11 protein-coding genes and 1 tRNA gene are annotated in these 24,778 nt (G+C 43.9%); 5 read left to right on the top strand and 7 right to left on the bottom strand.

Annotated features, from left to right (window positions below; genetic code table 11):
• Positions 1-8,133, bottom strand: an 8,133-nt coding sequence (locus OH455_RS12625; RefSeq protein WP_269981642.1) for an Ig-like domain-containing protein, incomplete at its 3' end; no start/stop codon positions are given.
• 264 nt (positions 8,134-8,397) lie between these two features.
• On the opposite strand from OH455_RS12625, the gene OH455_RS12620 reads away from it, so the two are divergent.
• Positions 8,398-9,360: a M23 family metallopeptidase gene (locus tag OH455_RS12620; RefSeq protein ID WP_269981641.1), complete on the top strand. Its 963-nt coding sequence runs from the start codon at positions 8,398-8,400 to the stop codon at positions 9,358-9,360.
• Positions 9,361-9,595: 235 nt separating this feature from the next.
• On the opposite strand, the gene OH455_RS12615 is transcribed toward OH455_RS12620, so the two are convergent.
• A complete protein-coding gene (locus OH455_RS12615; RefSeq protein ID WP_269981640.1) occupies positions 9,596-9,871 on the bottom strand; it encodes a hypothetical protein in 276 nt (91 codons plus the stop codon).
• A 703-nt stretch (positions 9,872-10,574) separates the two neighbouring features.
• On the opposite strand from OH455_RS12615, the gene OH455_RS12610 reads away from it, so the two are divergent.
• Positions 10,575-11,852: a hypothetical protein gene (locus tag OH455_RS12610; RefSeq protein WP_269981639.1), complete on the top strand. Its 1,278-nt coding sequence runs from the start codon at positions 10,575-10,577 to the stop codon at positions 11,850-11,852.
• A 105-nt stretch (positions 11,853-11,957) separates the two neighbouring features.
• Here the strand turns inward: OH455_RS12610 and OH455_RS12605 are convergent, their stop codons facing one another.
• From OH455_RS12605 to OH455_RS12585, 5 genes are all read right to left on the bottom strand, one after another.
• Positions 11,958-12,914, bottom strand: a complete 957-nt coding sequence (locus OH455_RS12605; RefSeq protein WP_269981638.1) for a transposase — start codon at positions 12,912-12,914, stop codon at positions 11,958-11,960.
• Positions 12,915-13,467: 553 nt separating this feature from the next.
• Positions 13,468-13,542: transfer RNA gene (locus OH455_RS12600), tRNA-Gly, on the bottom strand.
• Positions 13,543-13,655: 113 nt separating this feature from the next.
• Positions 13,656-15,074: a transporter substrate-binding domain-containing diguanylate cyclase gene (locus OH455_RS12595; protein ID WP_269981646.1), complete on the bottom strand. Its 1,419-nt coding sequence runs from the start codon at positions 15,072-15,074 to the stop codon at positions 13,656-13,658.
• A gap of 186 nt (positions 15,075-15,260) precedes the next feature.
• Positions 15,261-16,649, bottom strand: a complete 1,389-nt coding sequence (locus OH455_RS12590; RefSeq protein WP_269981637.1) for a transporter substrate-binding domain-containing diguanylate cyclase — start codon at positions 16,647-16,649, stop codon at positions 15,261-15,263.
• Positions 16,650-16,834: 185 nt separating this feature from the next.
• Entirely contained in the window at positions 16,835-18,835 is a 2,001-nt protein-coding gene (locus OH455_RS12585; RefSeq protein WP_269981636.1) for a HAMP domain-containing methyl-accepting chemotaxis protein, read from the bottom strand.
• 369 nt (positions 18,836-19,204) lie between these two features.
• Between OH455_RS12585 and OH455_RS12580 the strand changes: the two genes are divergently transcribed.
• From OH455_RS12580 to OH455_RS12570, 3 genes are all read left to right on the top strand, one after another.
• Positions 19,205-20,437: an L-lactate MFS transporter gene (locus tag OH455_RS12580; protein ID WP_206369157.1), complete on the top strand. Its 1,233-nt coding sequence runs from the start codon at positions 19,205-19,207 to the stop codon at positions 20,435-20,437.
• 63 nt (positions 20,438-20,500) lie between these two features.
• On the top strand, positions 20,501-22,114 hold the full coding sequence (locus OH455_RS12575) for a VRR-NUC domain-containing protein (RefSeq protein WP_269981635.1): 1,614 nt from the start codon (positions 20,501-20,503) through the stop codon (positions 22,112-22,114).
• Between the two features lie 286 nt (positions 22,115-22,400).
• On the top strand, positions 22,401-24,758 hold the full coding sequence (locus OH455_RS12570) for a fatty acid cis/trans isomerase (RefSeq protein WP_269981634.1): 2,358 nt from the start codon (positions 22,401-22,403) through the stop codon (positions 24,756-24,758).
• The last annotated feature ends 20 nt before the right edge of the window (positions 24,759-24,778 follow it).

The raw sequence follows: 24,778 nt of genomic DNA, 5'->3' as shown, positions 1-24,778 counted from the left end.
TTCATCAAACGTTACCGTTTGTTCAAAAGCGCCATCCGACGTGCTTTCGTCTTTGAGTGGGGTCACTGTGGTGCCATTCTTATCTTTAAACGTTAGTTTCAACGTCGCGGATGTCCCTGTTCTTGTGGTAGTTCCTTTTACCGTTACTTTGCGCGCACTCACTACAGGCTTAGAGATTGTTACCTTAGGTTTCAGTAACAACTTTTTATCTTGATAGGCTACGCCCTCATTCTTGTAAGCATCACTAAAACCAGCGATCACTATTGGCATTTCAAGATCTGTGTCATTGGCACTTGGAACCTTGACCGTACCTGTCCAACGGTCACTTTCACCGCTAGCGGCAACCCAATTGATTTTAGTTGTGGTATTGAGATACGACTCCGAAGGCTCTGAGACCGGCTGTGAAAATTCCACTGTCACATTGATGGTATCCCCTGTATCTGCATATTCAGGATTGAGCGATAGTGAGTTTACTGTTGGCAATACACCTTTAACCTCTAGATTAAACGTAGACCCTTTACCCTTGATTCCCTTCTCACTTTGATAGGCATCGTCTTCTAGGGTAAAGGTGATGGTTTTATCTTCTCCTTGCGGCGCTTTGTAGTTTGCGGTCCAATCAATGTTGTTTGTTGTAGATAATTCACTCAGGGTGCCAACGTCATCGCTTCCGCCCACTTGGGTGAGTTTTATATCGCTCAGAATAAAGTCTTGGACCTTTTCAGAAAACTTGATATTCAGCGTAGTCGTTTTGTTACCGCCAATCGGACCTTGCGGTGCGGCTGATATTGCTTTTACCTCTGGGGTCGTGGCAGCAACAACCTCGGTCTCGATTTCTTGCGCTGGATTGACCTTTCCGGCAAGATCACTAGCTTTAATCGCAACCCGATAAACACCCGCTGGGACCGAGAAACTGAAGACGTACGGCTTACTATCGTCAGTCGGTTTTACTACAGATTTAGGCCGTATTTTGTCGCCACCTGCTTTCAACGCAAGCTCTGCATTCACCTCATTCAAGTTCGTATCCAAGACGTTTGCAGTCACTTCGACTAAGTATTCGCCATTATCATTTGGTGCGAAGGTTGTTTGCTCGGCTTTTAGGTTACTCACGCTCGGGTCTTGGGTATCAACGACAGACTTTATGCCTTCAACGCCATACTCATTCCCCGCGTAAGAGAACTTTTCAAGCGTGCGACCAATCGAGTCCGTTACCGCCACTTTCAACATGTACTGGCCTTGATCCGTGTCTTTGAAGCTAAATGTACTGGTCGCAGACGTGCCGCCGAACACCGCCGACTGTTCGATTGATTCTCCAGTTGAAACAGGCACAAGAGTGATACTGTAACTTTTTGCAGTAATACTACTCGTAGCATTCGCTGTTAGTGTCATTTCTTGACTGGTACGGCCAAGTACAAGCAATCCCCCTTCTATACGCGCATTATCCGCCAGAGATAACGCTACAGTGGGTAGCGCTATATTGACCTCCTTATTGTTCACAGTTGTAGTACGGCCCACTTTGTCTTCAGCCGTGAAGGTTACGGTCAACTTGTTTTTGTTAGCCAGTTCCGATGCCTCGACCTCAAAGTAGGTAGACTCATTATTGAGCCCTTCATCTCTGATGAAAGTCCTCGGGCCTAGCTCTTTCACTGTGTAAGTGACTCGAGCTAACCCGCTTCCGCTGTCGGTAATGGGGAAAGTGAACCTGACTTTGTTACCCTCTTTTGACACTACCACATTAGTGTCACCAACCTTAGGGGCTTCTTTGTCAACGATAAACGTCAACCTCTCAACGTTACTGCTGAGGTTAAACACATCCATCGCTCTCGCTGTAACCTGCAAGGATTGGGCGCTAGAGCCAGACAGATCAGCGGTAAACTCCGTACATAGGAATTCTCCACACTCACTTACTGCACTAAAGTTACCCTTTTGATTGGTGTCTGCAGATGAATAAGTGGTGTCACCTACCTTGACAGTTAATACTTCCAGCTTCGAGCCATCAAATAACTTCGTTTTCAGATTGATGCGTATCTCATCGTCCTGAATGACGGTGTTATTATCAAGGGTTTTCGTAATATCGTCTATACTGGTGATTGCAATTTCCGGCTTCTTAGTTGGAAGCTGTAATGAAAGCTGAGAGACGTCGGCCGTATTACCTGCATTATCACTTAAGTTCTTAATTTCAAAGATTTGTTTCGAGTTACGTGGATCGATGAAAGTTGTGTAATCCTCAATATAGCGACATGTCACACCATCAGAATTGCGTACACACTCTTTAGGCTCTATTGGATCAATATTGTTGATTCTAACAAGCTGTGGTCTAAAGTCTTGCGGATCTGTATTAATATTGACCCGTGATTGGTTGTCAGTAAATCCGAGCTGGATGCTTAATTGCTTGTCTTTATTTGCAGATGGACTCGCTGGAATAACGTTTTCACCCTTTAATAGGTAGTCTTTTTGCACAGACGTTGGTGGTTCGACATCCATTTCCTTGAACGTAAACCTTTGCACGTTCGGTGTTCCGTTGGTGCCTTTGGTTTTAACAATTAATACCACAGGTGACTTTTTAAAGTTATTTACAGACTTCACCGTACAACTTGGGGTGTTCCCAAGCTCACCTTCTATTAGCCCAGAAGTCGCTACATTATCTGTTGGTGCTTGGTCCAAATTATAGTTTTCACGAACCCAACATTGGAGCTCATTTGGTGTGACTGCGCTGTCTACCTCAAAATCCACTTTTAGCTCGCCATTGGCTATAAAGTTTTGGAAATCTTCCGGCGATTTAACCTTAAGCCTTACCCCTTGCCTTTGAACACTTAACGTCTGTGTTATTTCTAGAGGTATTCGCTGTGCGTTATCCCCTCCATCTAAGTATTTGGCGTTATTGTATGCGTAAATAGATACAGTGTAGGTACCGTCTTTAGCCAGCGCGCTGCTTCGAATAACAGATTCCCATTGATCCTCACCTTTGTAAGTAAAACTGAGCGTAGTTCCGGCTTCTTCACCAGTCGTAGTTCCGGCTTCTTCATTCCCAAAGTGGTAAGAGCCGGTTATCTGACTTATGCCGCTAATATCTGAAATCCTCAGAAGGAGTTTGATATCTTCATCTTTAGTAATGGTCTTATCATCGCCAATAGGTTCATTATTGGCGTACACAACATCAGTTATTTCTCCTTCTGGTGCATTCTGTTTGATATGCAGTTTAAATGGCACCGTGGAAACATTGCCGCGGATATCTTGCGCCTTCAGTTTTACGGTAATAGCATCTTCACCCGTTGTATCGAGATTTGACGGTAGTGGGATCTTATATTGGCCTTCAACTACCTTTGGCTTGGTTCCTTCTCCATTTGGCGCAACATCGCCCTTGAATATCCAATACTCAAACTTGTCCTTATTTACACCATTTGAGTTTATCGAGCCGTTGTCGTCATAGTCTTCAGCAATGATCGTGAGCTCATAACCGGGCACATAAAAATCATTCTCTTGATGCCCATTCAATTTTAGTGATGGGCCTTGCGTATCAATGATCACATTAGACACATTGGAACTTGATACAAATCCATGAATGTCGGTCGCTTTAACAAAAAGCTTAGCGCGGTTACTGTCGTCTGTAACAATCTTGTTCTCGTCATTGCTTTCCGGGTATGTGCCCTCAAAGCTGGAGCTCCACTCGCTTGCTGTCCAATCTTTTAAGAAGGTTTCACCGGAATCTGTTTTCTGATAAAGCGAGATTTTCTCTACGCCGGAGTCATCTGTGACACTATTAAATTTCGCCGAGAACTTAGCTCCCAATACACCTGTCTTTTGTGAGACATAGTCGACTAACCATGGGTCTTGGAAGTTGATAACGGGCCCTTTTTTATCGACTTGAAATTCGATTGCTCCTCTCTCACTGGTATTCGGTGGGTATGCCTTATCTGTCGCTGTATAGAACAAGGTATTGGGTTGACCATGCGTAAAGGCATCGGCAATAAGCTTGACGCCAACGTAAGGTTGAGTCCCTTCCAAACAAGGCACAGTATCGTCATCAATACAAAGACCTAAAGTTAATGGACTACCACTACCTATTCGGAGGCTGACATCAAGTTTGTCACCTGGGCTATGATCGCCCCAGATAGGCGCAGGTTTTAATGTGGTATTGCCTCCCAGCATTTTTTCTGCGGTCCTTTTTTCAACTTCAGGTGGTACTGAGTCAACCTTAACTATAAACTTCGGTGCTGATATTGAGTTCTCATTTACCTCATTGCCCAAGTTATCGATCGCTTTTACATAAACCTCCCAATCACCTTCACCTGGATAGACGGGTTTATTATCGCAAACGACTTCCTTACACAGGTTAATAACAAAGCTATCAGGGTCATTAATAGCAAATTTATTAGCATCATAACTCTTAATTTTACCCGAGCTATCTTTGAATAGCAGAACACGCTTTTCTTTTTGGTCATTGACAGTATCCACAACGTTAAACTGTAGCTTCAGTTCGTTGTTGGTATTAAGGTATACGCTGTCTTCAAGCTGATTCTTGGTTTTTGGATCCTCAGGACGAATCAAGGAGATTTTAGGAGGTTCGTTATCGATGAAGAGAGAATCTTTACGCTTATTATCTGGGTAGCCATAGCCGTTCCCTTGGTTATCCATTGCACTGGTATGGATAGCCAATTCCACTTTGTCTTTATGCTCACTTAACGCGGTATTTACAGAAAAATCGAACTGTTTTACGTATTCATCATTGTTCACGTGTGGTGTGAACGAAATGTCATTGGCTGGTTCTTCGTCATTAGGGGTTGAGCGTTTGTACCACATCGGAGCGAAAGTTAACCGAGTAGATGCATCATCTTTTATGCCCGATGGGTCAGAGATAACCAATGTTGCTTCAATCGGACCCGCGACATATTGTTGATTCTTGTCAGTATAAGTTCTACCCGCTACCGTTAGTTCCACGTTAGGCGCGTCTTGGTCGATACTTACCCCATCTTTACCAAATAGGTCCAGAGTACCTAACATGGGCCTAGCTTTGGATATATCATCCGCAAACAACTGCGCGATGCTGTCTGTTACCCAAGGTTTACCAGTATGTTTACCCGTTAGTAAATCAAAGTATGCTTGGGCTAAATCGGTACGATAAGTTTCTGCATTCAACTCGTAATTATCAAGTTTAGTGCCACTACCGCTTTTCCCTTTACCATCAGGCTTGCCATCTGCGCTTAGATCGTCGTAAAAAGCGGTAGCAAAGCCTGTTGAATCATAACGTAGCGCCTTTTCAGACAAACTTGCAATTGATTCAGCAAGTAAGCGGTGCTGGTACTCAACACTTAGCTGGCTAGGAGTACCACTCGACAGCATTGCGTTGGTTGCATAACTGGTAGTGGTAGGGTCAAAGCCGAAAAAACTGCCTGGTGTTTTTAACGCCAATGCATTTTTGACTTCGGCAAGAATGGATTCTGCAGCTTCTACGTCCTTCGCCCCTTGGTAATTATTCCAACGATAGTCAAATAACCCAGTGTGGTAGGCAGAAAGCTCAGTCACATAATAACTGCTTGAACCATCAGGCTTAAAGTAGACCCCAAAGTTGGCATCGTCTAGGTTAACCGACACGGGGTCGCTGCTGTCATTAGTCCAATTGAAATAGTGTGTATTTAATGCAGTAGGGCTTGCTAGTCTAATTCGCAAGAAGTCATAGCCGATAATGTCAGTTGTCAAAGAACAAGTAGCAACATCTAGTGCCGATACAGAATCGGACTCGGATCTTCTCGATGTTTGACATGTGGTTAAGCCAATAAACTCGCCATCCGCTGTATTCAATCCTTCTAGCTGTGCTAACGCACCGACAAAGGGCGTCACTACCGTATAAGTGGGAAGATCAAAGGTAGTTTTGAAATACACCGTTTCTTCACTTGAGTAATTCTTTGAATCATCGGAAGTGCGAATGACAAGTTTTTGCGCGTCTTGCTCAGACACATTACTAAATGAATCACCTAATATATCCCTAGTCAACGGGATGTAGTAGGTCATTGATGATATCCACTTATCTTCTCCCTCTTGAGCCTCATCTTCTACTATGGCTTCGTGTGGTATACGTACAGCGTCTTGGTCAAGAAAGGCATTAGCCGTGGTCGTATTTTTGAGCTCGAATTCGCCTTTGCCATCTTTTTTGACAAAATAACGCACCTCTAGCTTCAACTTATTGGCTGGAGAGCCAACATCGACACCATCTGACGAACGAGCGTCTTCTACCACCACCTTAATGTACGGGATTTTGTTAACATCTAGATAGTTAGTAGTAAACGACTGGAAATTAAGATCAGTATTATTCTTAATCTTGCTAGCCGCATATTGATAATCGATTTTAAGGTAGTTTTTTGATGTGTTTACAGATGTGGCATCGTATGTATCTCGTGTGTACGCATCAGGGTAGCTAGTACGATCACCCGACGCCGTTTCAAGTACAAAGTTAAACTGGGTAGCTGGATAAGAGATGTCCTGTCTCGGCGGTTGATCATCTTTCGTTACCGTGTGAGTCTTCTCACCAATATTGCCCTGAGCATCCGTCGCTCTTATCTCAAACTTGGTTGATGTCGTTGAAAATTGAGAAAGAGGATACTTATTAGAAAACTCGCATGTGGTTTTTTCTGCAGTTGGAGAACAAACTAACTCTTCAGGTGTATCCCCTTTAAATGAAACAGTAACAGCACTTCCACCAGGCGAACTTTCTGTGACGGTACCAAATAAAATATAGTCGGTCTCAGTACTGTCGCTACGGATAGTCTGACCAGAAATCACTTTAATGATTGGGTTTTGGTTATCCCATTTGAAACTCACGATATGAGCTTCTGAGCCGGTCTTAATTTCGTTGCCAAGTACGTCTTCGGTATAAAATACCAGACGCGCCTGACCAGAGCTCATTTTGAGGTCGTCAAGGGAAACAGTATTGACGTTGATTTTAACGTTCGAGCTTCTTAAGCCTTGCTGAAACTCAGTGGTGTCGATGGCGCAGTAGCTTGAACCTATCTCACCCACTGGGCAGGTTTCTAATTCGCTCCAGGTGCCACTCAAATAAGACTCGAGTACCACTTTTGGAACCGCAACGCCGACTTCATCCTCAAGTTTGACTTCTATACTGCCGGTACGCGCAATAATATCGTTTTCGGTTGCTTTTGGTCGACTCGCGACTGGAGGCGTAGAATCGATCGGAGAGGGTTTACGTTCCGGAATGACACTGGTATCTCCGTTACCTATTTTATTAACTTTATCACTAAAGGGTTTAAATTCGTCCGCCTGAATATTCGATTTATTCAACTCGGGGCTATTGGCGGCGATCATTACATGCTTAGCGAGCTCTTTGGTGTATAGCTCGCTGGTAACTTTAACCGCACCAAAGTTCAAACTCCCTTCATGGTTACCAACTTTACCCTGCCCATCTAACTTACCATCCAACTGGATATCGTTATATTGAATCCGTGCAAGGTTTATTGACGAGTATTCGTTCTCGGAACCATTTTTTTGTATTTTCATATCCTTCGCATAGGAAGAATAGGCCGTTAGCAAGGCTCCGTACTTATGGCCATCTGTCGCAAACGCACCTTGAGGGCCATTGGTAATATCAATAGGTCGGGTGGTATTGACGTCAAAGCCGTACATACCCTCAATCGCACTAATGGATTGAGACACCGCCGTCGATGCACTTGAGCCTTCCCTAATTTTATGTTTCGCTAGACCAGCGGCCATGTTAGTGAGAGGCGTTACCATGACTGACTGCTGTGAGCCTTCGACATAATTGGCGACACTGTCTAACCGGATACTGCCCTCTTGACTGATAGACACTTCCTGTCCTGTAGCAGGATCAATATACGACCCGCCTTCAGCTCGAATCAATACCGGGCGGGAAGCCGATTCCACTGAAACACTATAATTACCGCTTGTGTCTGTTTTGGTCGAAGCAATCAGGCGCCCTTGCTGGCCATTATCATACTCCCAAATATAGACATTCGCGTTCGATACTGGCGCATCAAACACATTGCCAGAAATTGAACCAATGGTTCTTGACGGTGGCGAACTGTCACCACCGCCATCACCACCGCCGCCACCACAAGCGACAAGTAGTAGAGATGCACTCAGTGCAAGATAATTATAGTGTTTCATTTTTTAAGCCAATGCCAATGACAAGTTAAATTTTCAACGATTATATTTACTAAATTATTTTTCTCAACGTGGCATATTGACTATGAAAAACATCATTTTCACTAGCAATAAAACGCTTTTAATTATTTATCGGCGCTGGTTAATGGCATAAAGTATATATAAGCCTTCAAAGCGACTAATTATGACTAGTATCCATTGATTTTTTATATGGATTTTATTGTTTAAAACCCTATCATTAGCCGAAAATCTCAAATAACTATTAAAATGCATTCAACGTCTGTCCCTCAAAAAACTTATCGAGACTATTTGTCTTTCTGGTATCTGGCGCTTATTCCATTAAGCCTATGCTTGTTAGTCGAAATATCTCCACTAAGTGACGTTCCGACTAGCCAACCCAACAATGTGCACACCAATAAAGTCAATAACACTATTCAAAACGACACAAGAACACCAAAAATCCCCATAAAAAAAGATAAGTTTATTAGCAGCCATGTCGGCTACTCTTTTTATGGCACTGCGTTAGGTTTAGGTATTGCTCCAAACACGATTCAAGATCTCACCTCCCTATCGGCAGGTAAGTTCGACTTTATTAACTCCGTTTCTGGCTCTGGACAGTTTGCTTTCAAGCTTGATGAAAACGACCAACTTGTCGCATTCTTATATCGCGACAAATCACATGCGTATTATGTCTACAGTACCAAAACAGGATCATTGTTTAGTACCGATGGAAAGCGCTTTTATAAAGATAAGTTGCTCCTGTCTCCTGTCTCTCGCCAGTTCAGGATCAGCTCGCAATTCAGCCATTCTCGCTTACACCCAGTGACTCGCACCATGGCTCCCCACCTTGGCACGGATTACGCCGTACCTGTAGGCACACCAGTGGTGAGTATCTCTTCCGGTGAAGTTATCGCCTCTCGATACCACCCGATTGCGGGAAACTATTTGGTGATTCAACACCCAGGCGGACTGAAAACACGCTATCTGCACCTCTCTAAACGTTATGTAAGAAAAGGCGACATTGTCTTACAAGGAGAAACCGTGGGTATGAGTGGTAATACAGGGCGAACGACTGGTGCTCACCTACATTTTGAACTTTGGAAGAATGGACGGCCGATCGACTTTGAGAAAAAACGCGCATTTGCCGAAAAAGTCGCGGTGCAACTGGTGTCATCTCAGTCTCAAGACGCTCAAAACGCCTACTTGCAGTTAAGCCAGCAGCTCAATTAACTACGATTTAGCTACTCTGACTGATTGGGTATAAGGTGTATCCTTCGCAGAACAACAAGGTCTGTCTGGGTTCAATGGGGCCCAGACTAACCTAGTGTTGGGCAGGGAGTTTAGGGTGACTGTCCCGTTAGTGTCTCGGGTTTTTAAAGCGGGTTTTTAAAGTGTCTGTCCCATTAACTTCTGTTTTTTCTTTTCAAAGTGTTCGAAGTGCCTGTCCTTTTAACTATTTCTACTGTCATTCCGTCTCTTTTCGTTTTTGATTTACATTTGAATAGAGGTCGATAACGTTCTCTTTTAGTGCTTTTGACTGGGCATTTATCTTATCCAAGGCAGCTAGATAAGAGGCGTCACCAGTCTCTATAAAGTTGGCTAGAGCAACTCCACTGGCCTGCTCCAAAAGCGTATTCATATCGCGATACGAATTCTCTGCATCTTCAACGTTTAAAGCTCCCTGCTGAGCTAGTGATTTATCAGCAATATCGACATTTTCTTTTGTCTTATCTTTAGACATGATTTTGCTCTCCCAAATTAGGTCAATATAGAGGTTCCATCCCTATGCGAACTTATCTCGCTCGATAAAACTAATCGGAAAAGCTCGATTAAACTTGGTGCAATCTACGCATTTCACATAGATTCAGCCCCGCTTAATCGCATTTAAAGTGCTTATTTTTAATGTGCCTGTCCTTTTAACCACTTTTAACCATTCCTACTTTCATTAGCTCTCTTTTGATGGTTTTGACCAGTTAAAATAGTACCTAACCCATTTTACCATCTTCAAATTAAGTCACTTATTGATTATATTAATGATTAATTTCTGGGAGTTTCTTTAGGGTGTCTGTCCCTATATTTACACTATATTTCCATTTATTTCTTAGGGTGTCTGTCCCTATATTTCAATCAGTTAATCATTGAAAAGTATAGATATCATAGCTAGAATTTGGCATTTACAAATTCAGACATCGTTTCTCAGTAGGAACTCTAGCATTAGGGTTTATTCGCGTATTTATGAGGTGATATATCAAATCACTTGTTCGTGAGTGAACATCTTGACGTATAGATAAAGTTTAAATCGATTTATTTCTTCAGAGATAAAAACATACTAAAAATATCGTTTTCCTGTCGCTTTACACAGAAAACTGACAATCACAAAACAAAGAGGCAAACTTGAATACAAAACAACGAGCGTTAGCGCAATGTCAACAGCGAGAGCTACTATGAACGAGTTTATTATTACTGTGGTTATGGGGTTCATCGCTCTCGTTTCTGTCACTAGTTTTATGAACTTGATTCTATGGCGCTCAACGTCGAAGAAGCTCGCTAAAAAGCCCCCACACAGAGTGGCGACCATCCAAGAACAGCAAACTCTGAATATTGTTTACAAACGTTCCTTTGGACTTGGTTCTGTTTATCAAGTGAAAGGCAAATTTAGACACGCTGGTTCAACATACTACAGAATAGATTCTGATGAGGTTTACTATGTCAGAGCTCATCATCCACATTTAAAACGTGAGAAGGCTGTTTCTGACGATGACAACCAAGCAGAAATCCTAGTCGATAACAATACCGCCTACCTGATGAGTTTAAATGGTGAAGCACTAACAGAGCTGTATCAATTACAGTGGGAAGCGAGCTTCGCCATGCCAAGTGACGAGGTCTCGGCGCTCAATATAGAGGTAAAAGGCCGACGGGCATTGACTCCTGATGAAACCCTCCAACTTACATTTGAGGAAAAAGCGAACGATCATGTCACAATAATATTCCTGCTGGGTCTCGCTCTCTTTTTTTCTTCTCTGTGGTACCCCTTATATCGCAATTTTAATTTTTTTGCTGCCCTAGTGCCCCTAGCTATTGGCCTATATTACCTTCCGCGTTTGCTTACTCATCACTGGCCTCATTTGAAAATAGGTAGACCCAGCGGCTATTGCTCAGAACACATCGTCACTTTGGCACAAGGAACTGTCGCGGGGTGTGATGGCAAGCAGGTTTGGTTTAGCGGTGAAGCTAACACTCCCCCTGAAGACCCCAATTTGCGCTTTCGCTTGCCTTCTTTGTACCCAAACACCACGCTCAAACCGGGTGAAACAGTGGATTTTGCCTTTGTGGGAAGTCACTGGTTAAGTAAAAAGGAGTGCAGCCCTGCTCTTGTGTTAATTGAAAACCACTATTCAGCTGAGAAAGAGTATTGGGATGCTCCATTTATGCGTTGGGATGAACCTGTCTGTACCTTAATATTAGGCCTTACTCCTCTTTACCTAATTATCGAAACTTTCTGGGGGTATTGGTCTTTTGCGCTAGTTTTTGACCTCATTGGAGTTCCATTGTTGGTTCTGCTTATGTCTGTCGGTTGGGTGCTACTAGGGGGGACTATCCTCTTATCTCGATACCAGAGGCTGCGTCGTTCTATCCGGTTGGCAAAGATTTGTCTAGGCCCAGATTACAAGCCTTTTAAGAAGTCCTACCAAGAATCCAAACGAGCAAGCCAAAGTAACTGATCATCGCAAATCACCCGCCCTAAAGGGGCGGGTTCGCCTGACCCTTTCCCATCACTCATGCCTCAAACTAGTTTTAGTTTCTTCATTGGAAACCATTAGCGGTAACTAAGGGATAATTAACCCTGACACTCGTCGACGTTGTAATTTTGGCAACGCGCTATTGACGCTCTGTGCGCTTCCAACAATGGTGCCGCGTTCGATGTTAAAAGACGTGTTAAACCAAATGTGGCTCTCGAAACCAAGTCGGCTAAGTATGGGAGGAATGGATTCAGGAGTCACCCATTGCTTATCTTTACGAAGATGACGGCTAGTCCAATCCACCAACTCTAGGTAATCTATGAGCCTAAAGGGTAACCCTTCGGGCCTTCCTTGTCGTGGATACCCGGAAAAAGGAAATAAGTTTGGTGGCGAGGCTTGATTGTTGCGCACCGATTTAATGCGTAACTGAAGCGAGGTATGTTCTGAATGTTCTGGCGTATCGGCGATTCCCGCTCGCACTGGGTTAAGGTCTACGTACGCCATGGCGGCAGCGAGCGCTTTCTCATCAAGCAGCGCCTGGCTTTTAAACCGCCCTTCCCAAAAGTGCCCCGTGCAGTTGTCTTCTCTATTGGCTTCATTCGAAACAAACTGATTGATCAGGCGCATAAACCAGCTAACGGAATACAATCGTTCGCGCCACGTATCAATGATGCCTTGGTAGACGTGCTGCTCTGGCTTGGTTAGTTTGTCACCCCGTATTTTTCTTTGGACCATTGCGGGTGCGATATGAAAGGATGTCCAACGTTCAATGACCTGTTGTTCCGTTAGCGCTTGTGCTTTACGACGGTTTATATGCAAGACAACATGATAATGATTACTCATCACCGCGTAGGCGCATACATCAATGCAAAACACCTTGGCGACCGCATTTATACGCGCTTCAACCCACCCTCTTCGGTGTTCGTAGTTGGTTTGGGTAGTCGCATCATAGCCACAAAGAAATGAGCGCCGTACACAGCGCGAAACACAATGATAATACGGTGTGGCTTCTAAGCTAATTTGTTGGCTGCGTGCGATGGTCATACGTCCTCCAATTCGTGATACGCTGACTTTAGTTCACACAGTTTTTCTAGAAAAGCCTACTTTCTCTATTTCACGAGAACCCTAGTTTTTTGATGTAATTGACTAGTTTATTGGCAATCGAAAGGGGTTTCTTGGGGTGTCTGTCCTGTTTCTTAGTCCTGTTTCTTAGTCCTGTTTCTTAGTCCTGTTTCTTAGTCCTGTTTCTTAGTCCTGTTTCTTAGTCCTGTTTCTTAGTCCTGTTTCTTAGTCCTGTTTCTTAGTCCTGTTTCTTAGGGTGACTGTCCCTTTCTTTCTTCTTTCTTTCTTCTTTCGCCACTGTCCCGTTCTTTAGTTTTAAGCAATTGGTTTATTGGTGTTCGAAAGGCATTTCTTAGGGTGTCTGTCCCTTTTTAACTTTAAGCAATTGGTTTATTGGTGTTCGAAAGGCATTTCTTAGGGTGTCTGTCCCTTTTTAACTTTACTTTTTAAGAGGGATAGGAATTCAGCAAGATCAGCGCTTGAAAGTACTGGGGATTTAAATCGGGGTGGAGAGTTTTAATATGATGCTAAGGATTGGAGCGTGCAGCGGGAATCGAACCCGCATCATCAGCTTGGAAGGCTGAGGTAATAGCCATTATACGATGCACGCATCATCGTGAAGACCCATTCAATATGCCACATCTGACTGAAAAGAAAAGTAATTTCTACATAGTTTGCGCTCAAGTGCGCAAGGATTGGACAAATCGTTGAAATTACCTTCGCTCAGGAATCGATAAGCTCAATTACTGCTCTATTTTTTCCTTGTTGTTTGGCTTTGTACATCAGTTTATCTGCAGCGGCTAAATCGACTTTTTCACTTCCATGTGGATAAAATGCACACCCAACGCTCACTGAGATATGCCTATCACATTCAATCTGTATTTTAGTAGCTGAAACTTTGACACAAATATTCTGTGCTAACTCTAGCGCAGCTTCTTGACTCAGCTCTCGCACGACCAGTGCAAACTCTTCACCACCGATTCTGCCAAATAGCATGGTGGGCGTTAATATCGGTGCTATGCATTGTGCTACCTCTCTAATAACTTCGTCCCCTATCGCGTGGCCCCAATTGTCATTCACTGATTTAAAGTTATCGATATCAAAAACCATGACCGTTAACGAGTGACTTTTCGTGTCTAATTGACGAATGGCCTCCATAAAGCTGCGACGGTTTCTTATTCCAGTCAACTCATCTGTTGTAGACAGTACGGTGAGTTGCTCGTTAGCCAGCTCTAACGCTCTCGTTCTGGATCTAACGGTTCGTTTAAGCATAATGATATACATCAGCACAACAAAACCACTGACCCCAGCTACAGTAGCGAAGAAGTATTGAGGGTACACGGTTTCGATGTGCATCCATTTATGTAAAATCGTTTCGCGCGTCGGTTTACCGACTTTTTTAAACCCAAGATTTACTTTATCAAGCATGGCTAGGTTACCTTCTGCCACGGCTGGATATAGATCACCGGAGTATAAATACTTCACAGGTACAAAACTCATTGGATCGCCAGAGGAGTAGAGATAGAAATTAGCAACCTGTAAGTCAGCGACAAATGCGGATATTTCTCCCTTAAACGCTGCGTTTATAAGTCTTTGGTTGTTTGAGTAGACTTTGAGGTTGGCGTTCGGAAACTCCTTACGTGTGTAGTATTCTTCATAACCCCCTTTCACCACTCCCACGTAGCGCTCCACTTTACCGTCAAGGAGCTCATCGATGCCAGAGCCAACCAAGGACTGGCTATAATAGAGCTGAGTTTCTATATTGATCAGTGCATCGCCAAAGTCGAGGAATTGATCACGTGGCTCCGACCATAGTAGACCCGCATGCACATCAGCTTGGTTGCTCTTGACCGCTTGTAGCGACTCATTCCAATCCATCAAAACAAACTCAATCTTTATTTGATTTCTTTGACCGTATTCACGCCATAAATCAATGAGAATGCCGTCTGGCTCACCGTCATTATTGATGTAGGAAAAGGGTTTCCACGCTTTTGAGTTAGCAACCTTGAGTGTTTGTTGTTCTGCATCCGCTGTGTTAGCGATGATTGGAGAGCTTGAAAATAATGTCGTAAGCAACGTAAAAGCAAAAAGACGCCACGGTGCAACTGGCGTCTTTTTGCCTGCAATCCCTTGATGTCCCATCACACTCATCACTTAATTACAAATAACATAATATAAGTAATAGACTAAAAAACGCACGTAAGGGACGAGTTTGATCGCTATGGTGTCTTAGCTGTCTATTGAACTAAATCGTACTGAACATAAAATATGCACCAAGGAACCGATAATACGCGTTCTGCACATTGGTACGCGACGCTATATCTAAACTCAATCGCAATTGACAACTTTTTGTTCTATGTTGCCCTGCACGGTGATTTGTTGGATCACCGCTCTATCTTTGCCCAGCGCTTTCGCTCGATACATTAACTGATCAGCATCAGACAGTGTAATGTTGAATGACGTTAAGGGATAGTAAGCGCAACCTAAGCTGACCGTAATCGCCTTGTCTTCAATAGCTACACTTCTGACTGAATGACAAACTTTATGAGCAATTGTGGTGATTTGACCTAACGAATGCCCACTAACAACCAACGCAAACTCTTCACCTCCTATACGCCCAAACAGGTGCTCGTTCTTAATCACGGTTCTAACTGCTTCAGCCACCTGCTGTATGACCCTGTCTCCAACCTGATGCCCGAAGTTGTCATTGATAACCTTAAAGTCATCGATATCAAAAATCATAACGGCGAGCGATTCGGGAACGACAAGTCTTTGCTGAAATTCTTCTACGAAATGTCGGCGATTACTCAGTTCCGTTAATGGGTCAGTCTCAGAGAGAACCCTTAGTTCCCTGTTTGCTTTGGCGAGCTCGCGTGTTTTGGCGTTAACAGAAAAACGTAGGCTAACGATGTAAGCCACCACTGTCAGCAATATGGCCACTGCGGCCAATGGCCATAGATAATCAGGATACACAGTATTGATATACATCCAACGGCCAAAAATACGCTTCTTCTCTTCATTGCTAATCTGGTTTAGCCCTTGTGCTAGTTGGAAGTTTAGGTCGTCGTTTCCTTCCGCAACCGCTGGCCTTAAATAGCCAGAATACAGGTGCTTTATCCCTATAAACCTATTTCGTCGGTCGGCGGTGTGGAGGTAGAAGTTGGCAACTTGCAGATCCGCCACAAAAGCCTCAATCTCACCGGCGAAGGCAGCTTCTATCATTTCCTCATTATTGCGATAAGCCACTATTTGAAGAGATGGGAAATGAAGGCGAGTAAACTCTTCTTCATAAGCACCTTTTATTACCCCAGTGAGGTGATGATGATTTCCGAGTAAGAATGAGTTGACGTCCATGCCGATCAGTCGACTGCTAATGTAAAGCTGTGTATCAATGGGCATGATAGACGCATTGTAATCAAGGAAGGCTTCACGGGTTGCAGACCAAAGCAAGCCAGAATGCACATCAGCTCTGCCGGATCGAACCGCTAGAATTGAATCATTCCAGTCCAGTAACAAGAACTCGATGTTCTTGTTATTCTTTAGACCATATTCATTCCAGTAGTCGACTAATATGCCTGCAGCTTTACCGTCTTCATCGATATAAGAGAAGGGCTTCCAAGCCTTGGAGTTGGTGACTATCAGAGTCTGTTTTTCGGATCCATTGGCGAAATTTGTCAAGAAAATCAACATGCACCATGCGGCAAACACACGTAACACAACTAACCTCAAAGAATAAAATGAGCTCAAACAACCTAGGCTGATTGAGCTCTATTGCTATACATTTCATTGCATTGAGATTATGTATAGATTATCTGTCTCACATCTGCAGATTTTGAAAATTTAACTTTGAAGGGGCTCGCACATATTTACTACTCCATCAATAGAGAATGCTGCACTGATATTTATTCTGTCCTAAAGTGCCTCATCTCTTCATTCAACGCCTCTACCTGTTGACGAACTTGCTGAGAAACCTGAGAGGATGAATTGGATATATCAGCCACTTCTTCGACGCGACTTGTCACTTCAGACATCAAACCATGAATCTCCTGAGTGGCCACAGATTGGCTCTCTGCAGAATGCAGTAGTTCTTTCATCTGTGAGTCAAGGCTTTCAATCTGTTCAGTCGTCGCGCTCAATGTTCCGTGCGCTTGCTTGGTGTGATTTGCACCCTCTTCAGCCAAGATTTTACTCTTGTCAATTTCAGACACGACACCCGCTGTCGAGGTTTGGATAGCATGAACGATGTTGTTGATTTCGGTTGTGGATTCAGTAGTTCTTGTCGCTAGAAGTCTCACTTCATCGGCCACCACAGCAAAACCTCGGCCATATTCACCCGCTCTTGCTGCCTCAATCGCAGCATTCAATGCAAGTAAGTTCGTTTGTTCGGCTAAGCCTTCAATCACTTCCGTGACACGACCAATGGCTTCACTTTCTTTGCTCAGTTCAGTGACCTGCTGGCTTGCACTTTCAATCGTCCGATGTAGGGAGGTGACCGTCTGCATGTTCTGCTCTAACGCTTGTGAACCCGTTTCAATTTGGCTTTTCGATTCTTGTAGGTTACTCGCAGAAAGCTTAGCTTGGTTTGCTGTTTCATCCGCCGACAAACTCACTTCAGAAAGTTGCTGGCCGACTAGTGTCATGGTCGACATTTGACTATCGACTTTGTTCGAGGTATTCACATTCGCCTCAAGTAATGAGGTCATACTGTCACCCACGGTGCGCGCTTTCAAGCTAACTCCGCGCACAATATCTAACAATGCCACATTCATTTTGTTGATTGACTTGGTCAAACTAGATAACTCATCACTGCCTTCTACGCTGAGTGCTGGTTGAGATACATCACCAGCGGCAATAAGCTGAGCACGCTTTGAGACCACTTGGATCCGCCGACCTATATTTCTGCCCATGTAAGTGGAAACCGTCAGTGACGCCAAAAGAAAAATGACTGAAGAAGCAATGAGTAATGAGATTACACTGGTTAAAGAGCTAAAAATTCCTTGCCCGCTGAGATCCGCTTGCTGTTGTTGACGTTGAATCAGGGTTTCCAAGCTGGCATTGAGTTCGCTTACCGCAGGGACTAGATCTTTGGCCATTTTTTCATTCACAAGGTTCCAGCTACTCGCGTTTCTTAGTTCAACAACCTGATCGGCAAGAGGGAAATAGAGTTGCTGCATCTCTTTAAACAGATCCCATAAGCCTTGATCGCTGTCGCTCATCAGGCTGACTTTAGAATCTATTTCTGTCACATACTTAGCGTGAGATTTTAGAAAATCCTGATACTTGCTGAGATGCTCCTGTTTGCCGTAAAGAAGAAAATCACGCATCGAAGAGAGCGCATTGGCAAGCGAGGTATAACTGTCTGCATATAGGCGGAATAAGCGCTTTCTCTCGCCCCCCTCTTTGTTGCTGGCTTCATCATTGATAAGACCTTGAAGCTGGTCCAGCGCCACTTCGGCAATTGGCGCGGCTTCGTTAATAAACAAGGAGTGGGCAGGAAGGTTCTCATCGGAGTGACTGGTTTCAGAGATCTCATTGACCAGTCGTTTGACCAATTCCCATTGTCCTAAGACTTGTTGATAAGAAGATTGGTCCAATAAGCTTTCCAATTTGGGCAATGCTTCATCAGTAGAAGTGATGACGCGATTGAGTTGCTCAAGCTGGGTATCACCAATAACCTCATCACCCCCTAACAGCATATAAGCCCTAAGGGTAGAGACGGTCGCCTGAAGTGACTGCTGTAATGAGCGACCAGTATCAACCGTCGGTAGATCAGACTCTAACAATGATTTGGTATGCTCTTCTACAGTGTTAACACTGCGAAATATAAATAGTGCGGCAACGATAAAAAGTACTGCAAGCGACAGAAAACTCAGCTGTAACTTCCCTGATATCGTGAGTTTCATCCTAATAACTCCTGTTTAAATAACCTACTAACTATAACGTTTTGACTTTTATTGTTAAATATAAGTTAACTCTTTTTATTCACTTTTGAATGATTGGTTTAATCCATTACATTCCTTCCTCTGTAAAGCGCTCACATCAAATATCACTTGTTGCCTAACACCACAAAAAAGACACGTAAAAACAACAATAAATACATAACATTAACAGATAAAATTAATTTTAAATTAGCCGAAAAAAGAGATTCCAATCACATATAGATTGGTTATAATTCGCGCCCATTACGATTTGCGCTGATAAACGCAAACTTAATTTGAAGAAATCGACTGTTAACCTAACCTCTCTAATCAGAGGTGAAATTGAGAAGAAAAATGAGCAAGATTGATAAAGCTACACGTATCCTGCTGGCGGGATTCTGTATCAACCTTTGTCTTGGCATCCTGTATGCTTGGAGCGTGTTTAACAAAGCCCTTGTTACTGAATCAGGCTGGAGCGCAGCTGAAGCATCTTCCCCTTACGCAATTGCAACCATCACTTTCTCTGTTTGTCTTCTTGTTGCAGGTATCCTTCAGGATCGTATGGGGCCACGTAAGATACTAATTCTCGGTACAACTCTAACAGGCCTTGGCATGATTGCCTCTGGCTTTGCCACTACGCCACTCATGCTGAACCTGACCTTTGGCGTTATTACCGGTGCAGGTATTGGTTTCGGTTACGCTTGTCTATCGCCATCAGCAATGAAATGGTTCCATTCCTCGAAAAAAGGGATGGTAAACGGTTTGATTGCAGCGGGTTTTGGCCTTGCCGCGATTTATCTTGCACCTGTCACTTCTGCATTGATCGAGAGCATGGGCATCCAGACCAGTTTTATGATTCTTGGTGCTGGCGTATTGGCGATTGCGGTTCCTCTTGCGGCGACCATTAACAATCCACCAACGGGTTACACGCCTGCAGAGCCTCGACTAAAAGCGGGACAGGCACCTAAAGCGGTCAAGAAAACCGAAGATCTAACCTGGAAATCCATGCTTAAAACACCTCAGTTTTATTCACTGTGGATTATGTATGCTTTTGCCGCCTCAGTTGGTCTTATGATCATCGGCAACATCACAACCATTGCTAGTGTGCAAGCAAACTTGCCAAACGCTGTCTATCTTGCGTCTATCTTAGCCGTGTTTAATTCGGGCGGTCGTGTTGCTGCCGGTATGCTTGCCGACAAGATTGGTGGCGTTCGTACCCTTCTGCTTGCTTTTGTGTTGCAGGGTATAAATATGGTTCTGTTCGCCACCTTTAACACTGAGTTGACCCTGATCATTGGTACTGCTATCGCCGCTGTTGGCTACGGCACTTTACTTGCGGTTTTCCCAACGCTTACTGCGGAGTTCTATGGTCTTAAGAACTACGGCACTAACTACGGTGTGCTTTACACAGCTTGGGGTATTGGTGGTGCAATCGGCGCCGCTGTAGTCGGTTTCTCAATGACCAATGGCGAAGGCTACGGCTTAGCTTATACGGTTTCAGCCATCATGATGGCGGTATGTATTGTACTGGCGTTTATCACTAAACCCATTACCGAAGCCAAGGTTGCCAAGCTTAAGAACGCTTAACGATTGCAAACTTCTCTGAAAGGCTTAACCTTGTGGTTAAGCCTTTTTTTGTCGCCATCAATCATGCCTGAACCTATTGTATTGCCCTCAAATTACTACCTAAGTAACTTTTTAAAGCTGATTCATCACGCGCTCGACATGTATCCTGATTTACTCTCTGGCGCAGAAATGCAGTGGCTGGAAGACTTCGACCACCTATCAACTCAGGCTCAGTGCTTGATGGTCAGACTGCTTTCACGCAAAGGGGAATGGTTTCGAAGCGACAAACTCAAGTATGAGGAAATTGACGATGTTCAAGCATCGCTCAATGAACTTGAGATGTCGAAATTTATCGCTCTCAACCCCGACATATCAAACTCTACACTGGCTACTCACCTACTAACAAAGCCAGAAGTGATCGAGCTGTTTTCTATTACCAATAAACAAGCCAAGAAGGAAGTAATCATAAAGGCGTTAGCCCCTGATTTTTTCTCTCAATATGGCGCATTGGGCTTTTTGATTATTAAGCTAGAATCGCCACAAGTGATTGACGTGTTGTTGACGCTCTTTTTTGCCAATACTCACCAAGATCTCAGCCAATTCGTACTCGACGAACTGGGATTACATCAATTTGAGCACTATCCACTTAGCCATGAGCGCCGATTCTTTTCGTCACGCAATCAACTGGATAAACTCCTCGCCCTGTCGCAAACACAAAAAAGCTACCAAGATGGCGATCGCCAATGTGTTTACACGCTGATTAATCACCTTGAGCAACTCGCCAGCCCTGTACAACACCACTACATAGAACGTAAACGTCAGCACCTTATCAACGACATCGCTCGAGATTTGGAACGTCGAGACGAGTATGATTTGGCAATTCACTGGTTTGAGCAGACGTCATTACCTCCTTCACGAGAAAGACGGGCAAGGATCTTTGATAAGCAAAACAAGATTGGCGAAATGAGTGACGTTGTCACATCTATATTGGATACACCGCATAATATTGCAGAGCTAGAGGTGGGCAATAAGCTATACCAACGTTTGCAGCGTTTAAAGGGAGAACGAATTCAAAGAGTGAAAAAGCCCGTCTTTACCGAACATCACCTCTCATTGGATTTATCGCAACAGCGAGTTGAACTCATGGTAAAAGCGCATTTTGAGCAAAATGGCTATGAGGTATTTTACTCCGAAAACATTTTACTCAACGGCTTGTTTGGCTTGGCTTTTTGGGATGTTATATTCAGTCCAGTAGAAGGGGCGTTTCTAAACCGCTATCAATATCGCCCTCTTGATCTCTACCATCATGACTTTGCGCTCAAACGTCAGGCTCTTATCGACAGTGTATTCGCGCGCCTTGAAAAGGATGGCTTTTCACATCTTAGGCATATCTACCGAGACAAAGTAGGTATTAGCAACCCATTTGTTGTTTGGAATATCTTCACTCCCCAGTTGCTGGAATACGCGATCACCTACATGCCGAGGTCTTTGCTGTGCCAACTGTTTCGAATCATGCTACGAGACCTTAAATGTTATCGCAATGGCTTGCCAGATTTGGTGCTGTTCAAGAATGGAAAGTTTGAGTGGATGGAAGTAAAAGGTCCAGGAGATCGCCTTCAGGATAATCAGTGGCGTTGGATTTACGAGTTCAAAAAACTCAATATCCCCTTTTCAGTCTGCTATGTTACTGCGACATAATCGACGCAAAACATCTGCAAAGCTCCCGATGATTACTCAAGTAGTATGCGAAGGTGAGTCAAATAGAATCCTGAAGTTCACCCACGTTATCTGATCAGTATCTTTGCCTGTGATAACCAAGTCCAAAATCGCCCGTTTTATGCAATTAATTTACTTTAAGTACGGCTAAGTCACCGTGTTTTATCGACTTTTAGACAATTTCTCATATTTTGAACATTGTTTTATTTGCCAATTCTGTCGCCGTCTGCTGAAATTATCAAACCTTGGCAATACAGTTATTTTTCAAATGAATATACGCGTTTTCTTGATTCTCTCCTTAGTGACTGTCTTCGCTGGCTGTGCGACTTATGCAGGCCTCAACTACGACCAACTGTTTGGCGATGCTCAAGCAAGGGACAGACAAGCTGACATCGCTACTTCATCAAGTGATTTTTTCCTAAACGACGTCAAGCCTATTATCGATAACCGATGCGTGGTTTGCCACGCCTGTTACGATGCTCCTTGCCAACTTAAAATGTCTTCAGTGGCTGGTATTGACCGAGGTGCCAGCAAAGAAAGGGTTTATGAAGGGACACGTCTAACCGCAGCGACACCTACTCGGCTTTTCGAAGATGCACAAACGACAGAGCAATGGCGTTCAATCGGCTTTCACCCTGTGCTCAATGAACGCATTCAAACGCCAACTGCCAATATAGAAGCTGGTCTCATGGCTAAGTTGTTGATGCAAAAAGAAGCCTACCCTCAACCAGAACAAGTTCAGCTTGAAGGGTTTGATTTTTCGATTGATCGACAACAGATTTGTCCGACGGTTGAAGAATATGATAGTTACGTTCAGGATCACCCTAACTGGGGTATGCCCTATGGTATGCCTAACCTATCGTCTAACGAGTACTCTACACTGATCAACTGGCTCCAAGGTGGCGCACTCATGAGCGCTCCCATTCCTCTCTCTGCAGAGCAACTTGCGTTGGTCACCCAGTACGAGCTATTTTTCAACAGAAGTTCTCGCAAAGCGCAGCTCACCGCGCGTTACCTATACGAGCACCTATTCTTGTCACATCTGTACTTCTCAGACCTCAATGAAACCGCGCCACGATTTTTCACGCTGGTTCGTTCTCAAACCCCACCAGGTGAGCCCGTTAAACGAATCGTAACGCGTAGACCCTACGATGACCCAGAAGTAGACCGCGTCTATTACCGCCTAATTCCTGAGCAAGCGACGATTGTCGACAAAACTCATATGCCTTTCGCTCTCAATAGTCAGCGGATGGTTGATTGGCAAGAGTGGTTTGTTGACACGGCTTACGATGTTGCTGAACTCCCTGGATATGAGCCTGAAATCGCAGCAAATCCAATGACTGCATTTATCGATCTGCCAGTAAAATCTCGCTTCAAATTTATGTTGGACAACGCACAAAACACCATCAACGCCTACATAAAAGGGCCAGTTTGTCGTGGTCAACTGGCACTGAACGTTATCAACGATCGCTTTTGGGTCTTCTTCCTTGATCCTGATAAATCAGACATTCCCGAAGTGAACGAGTTCTATCGCTCGCAAGCAGACAATTTGAAACTCCCCGGCGAGTTGGAGAGTAACACTTTACCTATCACAAGCTGGATGTCTTATTCCCGCCAACAAGCTCGATACCTTGAAGCTAAGTCGGACTTTATTAATCACTGGTTTAAAGGTGGAAAGCACTTAACGACCGATGTTATATGGTCAGGTAACGGAACCAATCCAAACGCCGCTTTAACCGTTTTCCGCCATTTTGATAGCGCCTCGGTCGTTCAGGGATTAGTCGGCTCGCCTCCCAAGACAGCTTGGGTCTTGGATTACGCTTTGATTGAACGCATACACTATTTGCTGGTGGCAGGGTTTGATGTCTACGGCAACTTTGGTCATCAGTTGATGACGAGAATGTTTATGGATTTTTTAAGACTCGAAGGAGAAAGCAACTTCGTTGCTCTTCTACCAAGAAACGTCCGTCATATCGAACAGTCCAGTTGGTACCAAAATCAAAGTACTCAGTTGAGCGACTTCTTGCAACGCAATGTGAAGCCATTTGACCAACCGACTCAGGTCCCTTATCAGACCAGCGATCCCAAACATGAACTGTACGATATTTTACGAACCCAACTTTCTTCTGTTCTAAGCAATCGATACGCGATCGAACAAACTGGCTTTAAACCAGAGAATGAAGCCGTGTTGCAGAGTATTGATGGCATTAAAGGCCATGGATTACGTTACTTCCCTCAGATCATCATGCTAATGATTGAGTCTGATTCCGGGGACAGTCAGCTGTTCACCCTACTTCACAATAATGCGCATACCAACGTCTCCAGCTTGTTTGATGAAGAAGCCAATCGTGATTATCAAAATGATGACTTCACCTTAGTGAGAGGAGTGATCGGAAGTTATCCAGCTGCGTATTTGACCTTAAATGAAAACGAGATTTCTCAACTCGTCGACATGATTAACAATGTTCGCTCGGAGAACGATTACGTTAAGTTATTGGATAGATTCGCAATCCGTCGTAGCTCAGACAAATTCTGGCCTTTCAGCGATCAAGTGCACGCTTGGTACAAAGAAAATCAGCCTGTCGAATTTGGGCTACTTGACTATAATCGTTTTGAGAATAGGTAGAACTGTTCAACCGAGCGTTT

This window comes from Vibrio sp. T11.5 (genome assembly GCF_027587155.1).
Classification (GTDB): Bacteria; Pseudomonadota; Gammaproteobacteria; order Enterobacterales; family Vibrionaceae; genus Vibrio; species Vibrio neptunius.
The sequence above is the reverse complement of the archived record's forward strand: the minus strand, read 5'-3'. Positions and strand labels throughout refer to the sequence as shown.

Bases quoted from the DNA above. Each gene is read 5' to 3' on its own strand.
- OH455_RS12595 (WP_269981646.1), bottom strand. From the start codon at position 15,074: ATGGGACATCAAGGGATTGCAGGCAAAAAGACGCCAGTTGCACCGTGG.
- OH455_RS12615 (WP_269981640.1), bottom strand. From the start codon at position 9,871: ATGTCTAAAGATAAGACAAAAGAAAATGTCGATATTGCTGATAAATCA.
- OH455_RS12610 (WP_269981639.1), top strand. From the start codon at position 10,575: ATGAACGAGTTTATTATTACTGTGGTTATGGGGTTCATCGCTCTCGTT.
- OH455_RS12580 (WP_206369157.1), top strand. From the start codon at position 19,205: ATGAGCAAGATTGATAAAGCTACACGTATCCTGCTGGCGGGATTCTGT.
- OH455_RS12605 (WP_269981638.1), bottom strand. From the start codon at position 12,914: ATGACCATCGCACGCAGCCAACAAATTAGCTTAGAAGCCACACCGTAT.
- OH455_RS12575 (WP_269981635.1), top strand. From the start codon at position 20,501: ATGCCTGAACCTATTGTATTGCCCTCAAATTACTACCTAAGTAACTTT.
- OH455_RS12570 (WP_269981634.1), top strand. From the start codon at position 22,401: ATGAATATACGCGTTTTCTTGATTCTCTCCTTAGTGACTGTCTTCGCT.
- OH455_RS12620 (WP_269981641.1), top strand. From the start codon at position 8,398: ATGCATTCAACGTCTGTCCCTCAAAAAACTTATCGAGACTATTTGTCT.
- OH455_RS12585 (WP_269981636.1), bottom strand. From the start codon at position 18,835: ATGAAACTCACGATATCAGGGAAGTTACAGCTGAGTTTTCTGTCGCTT.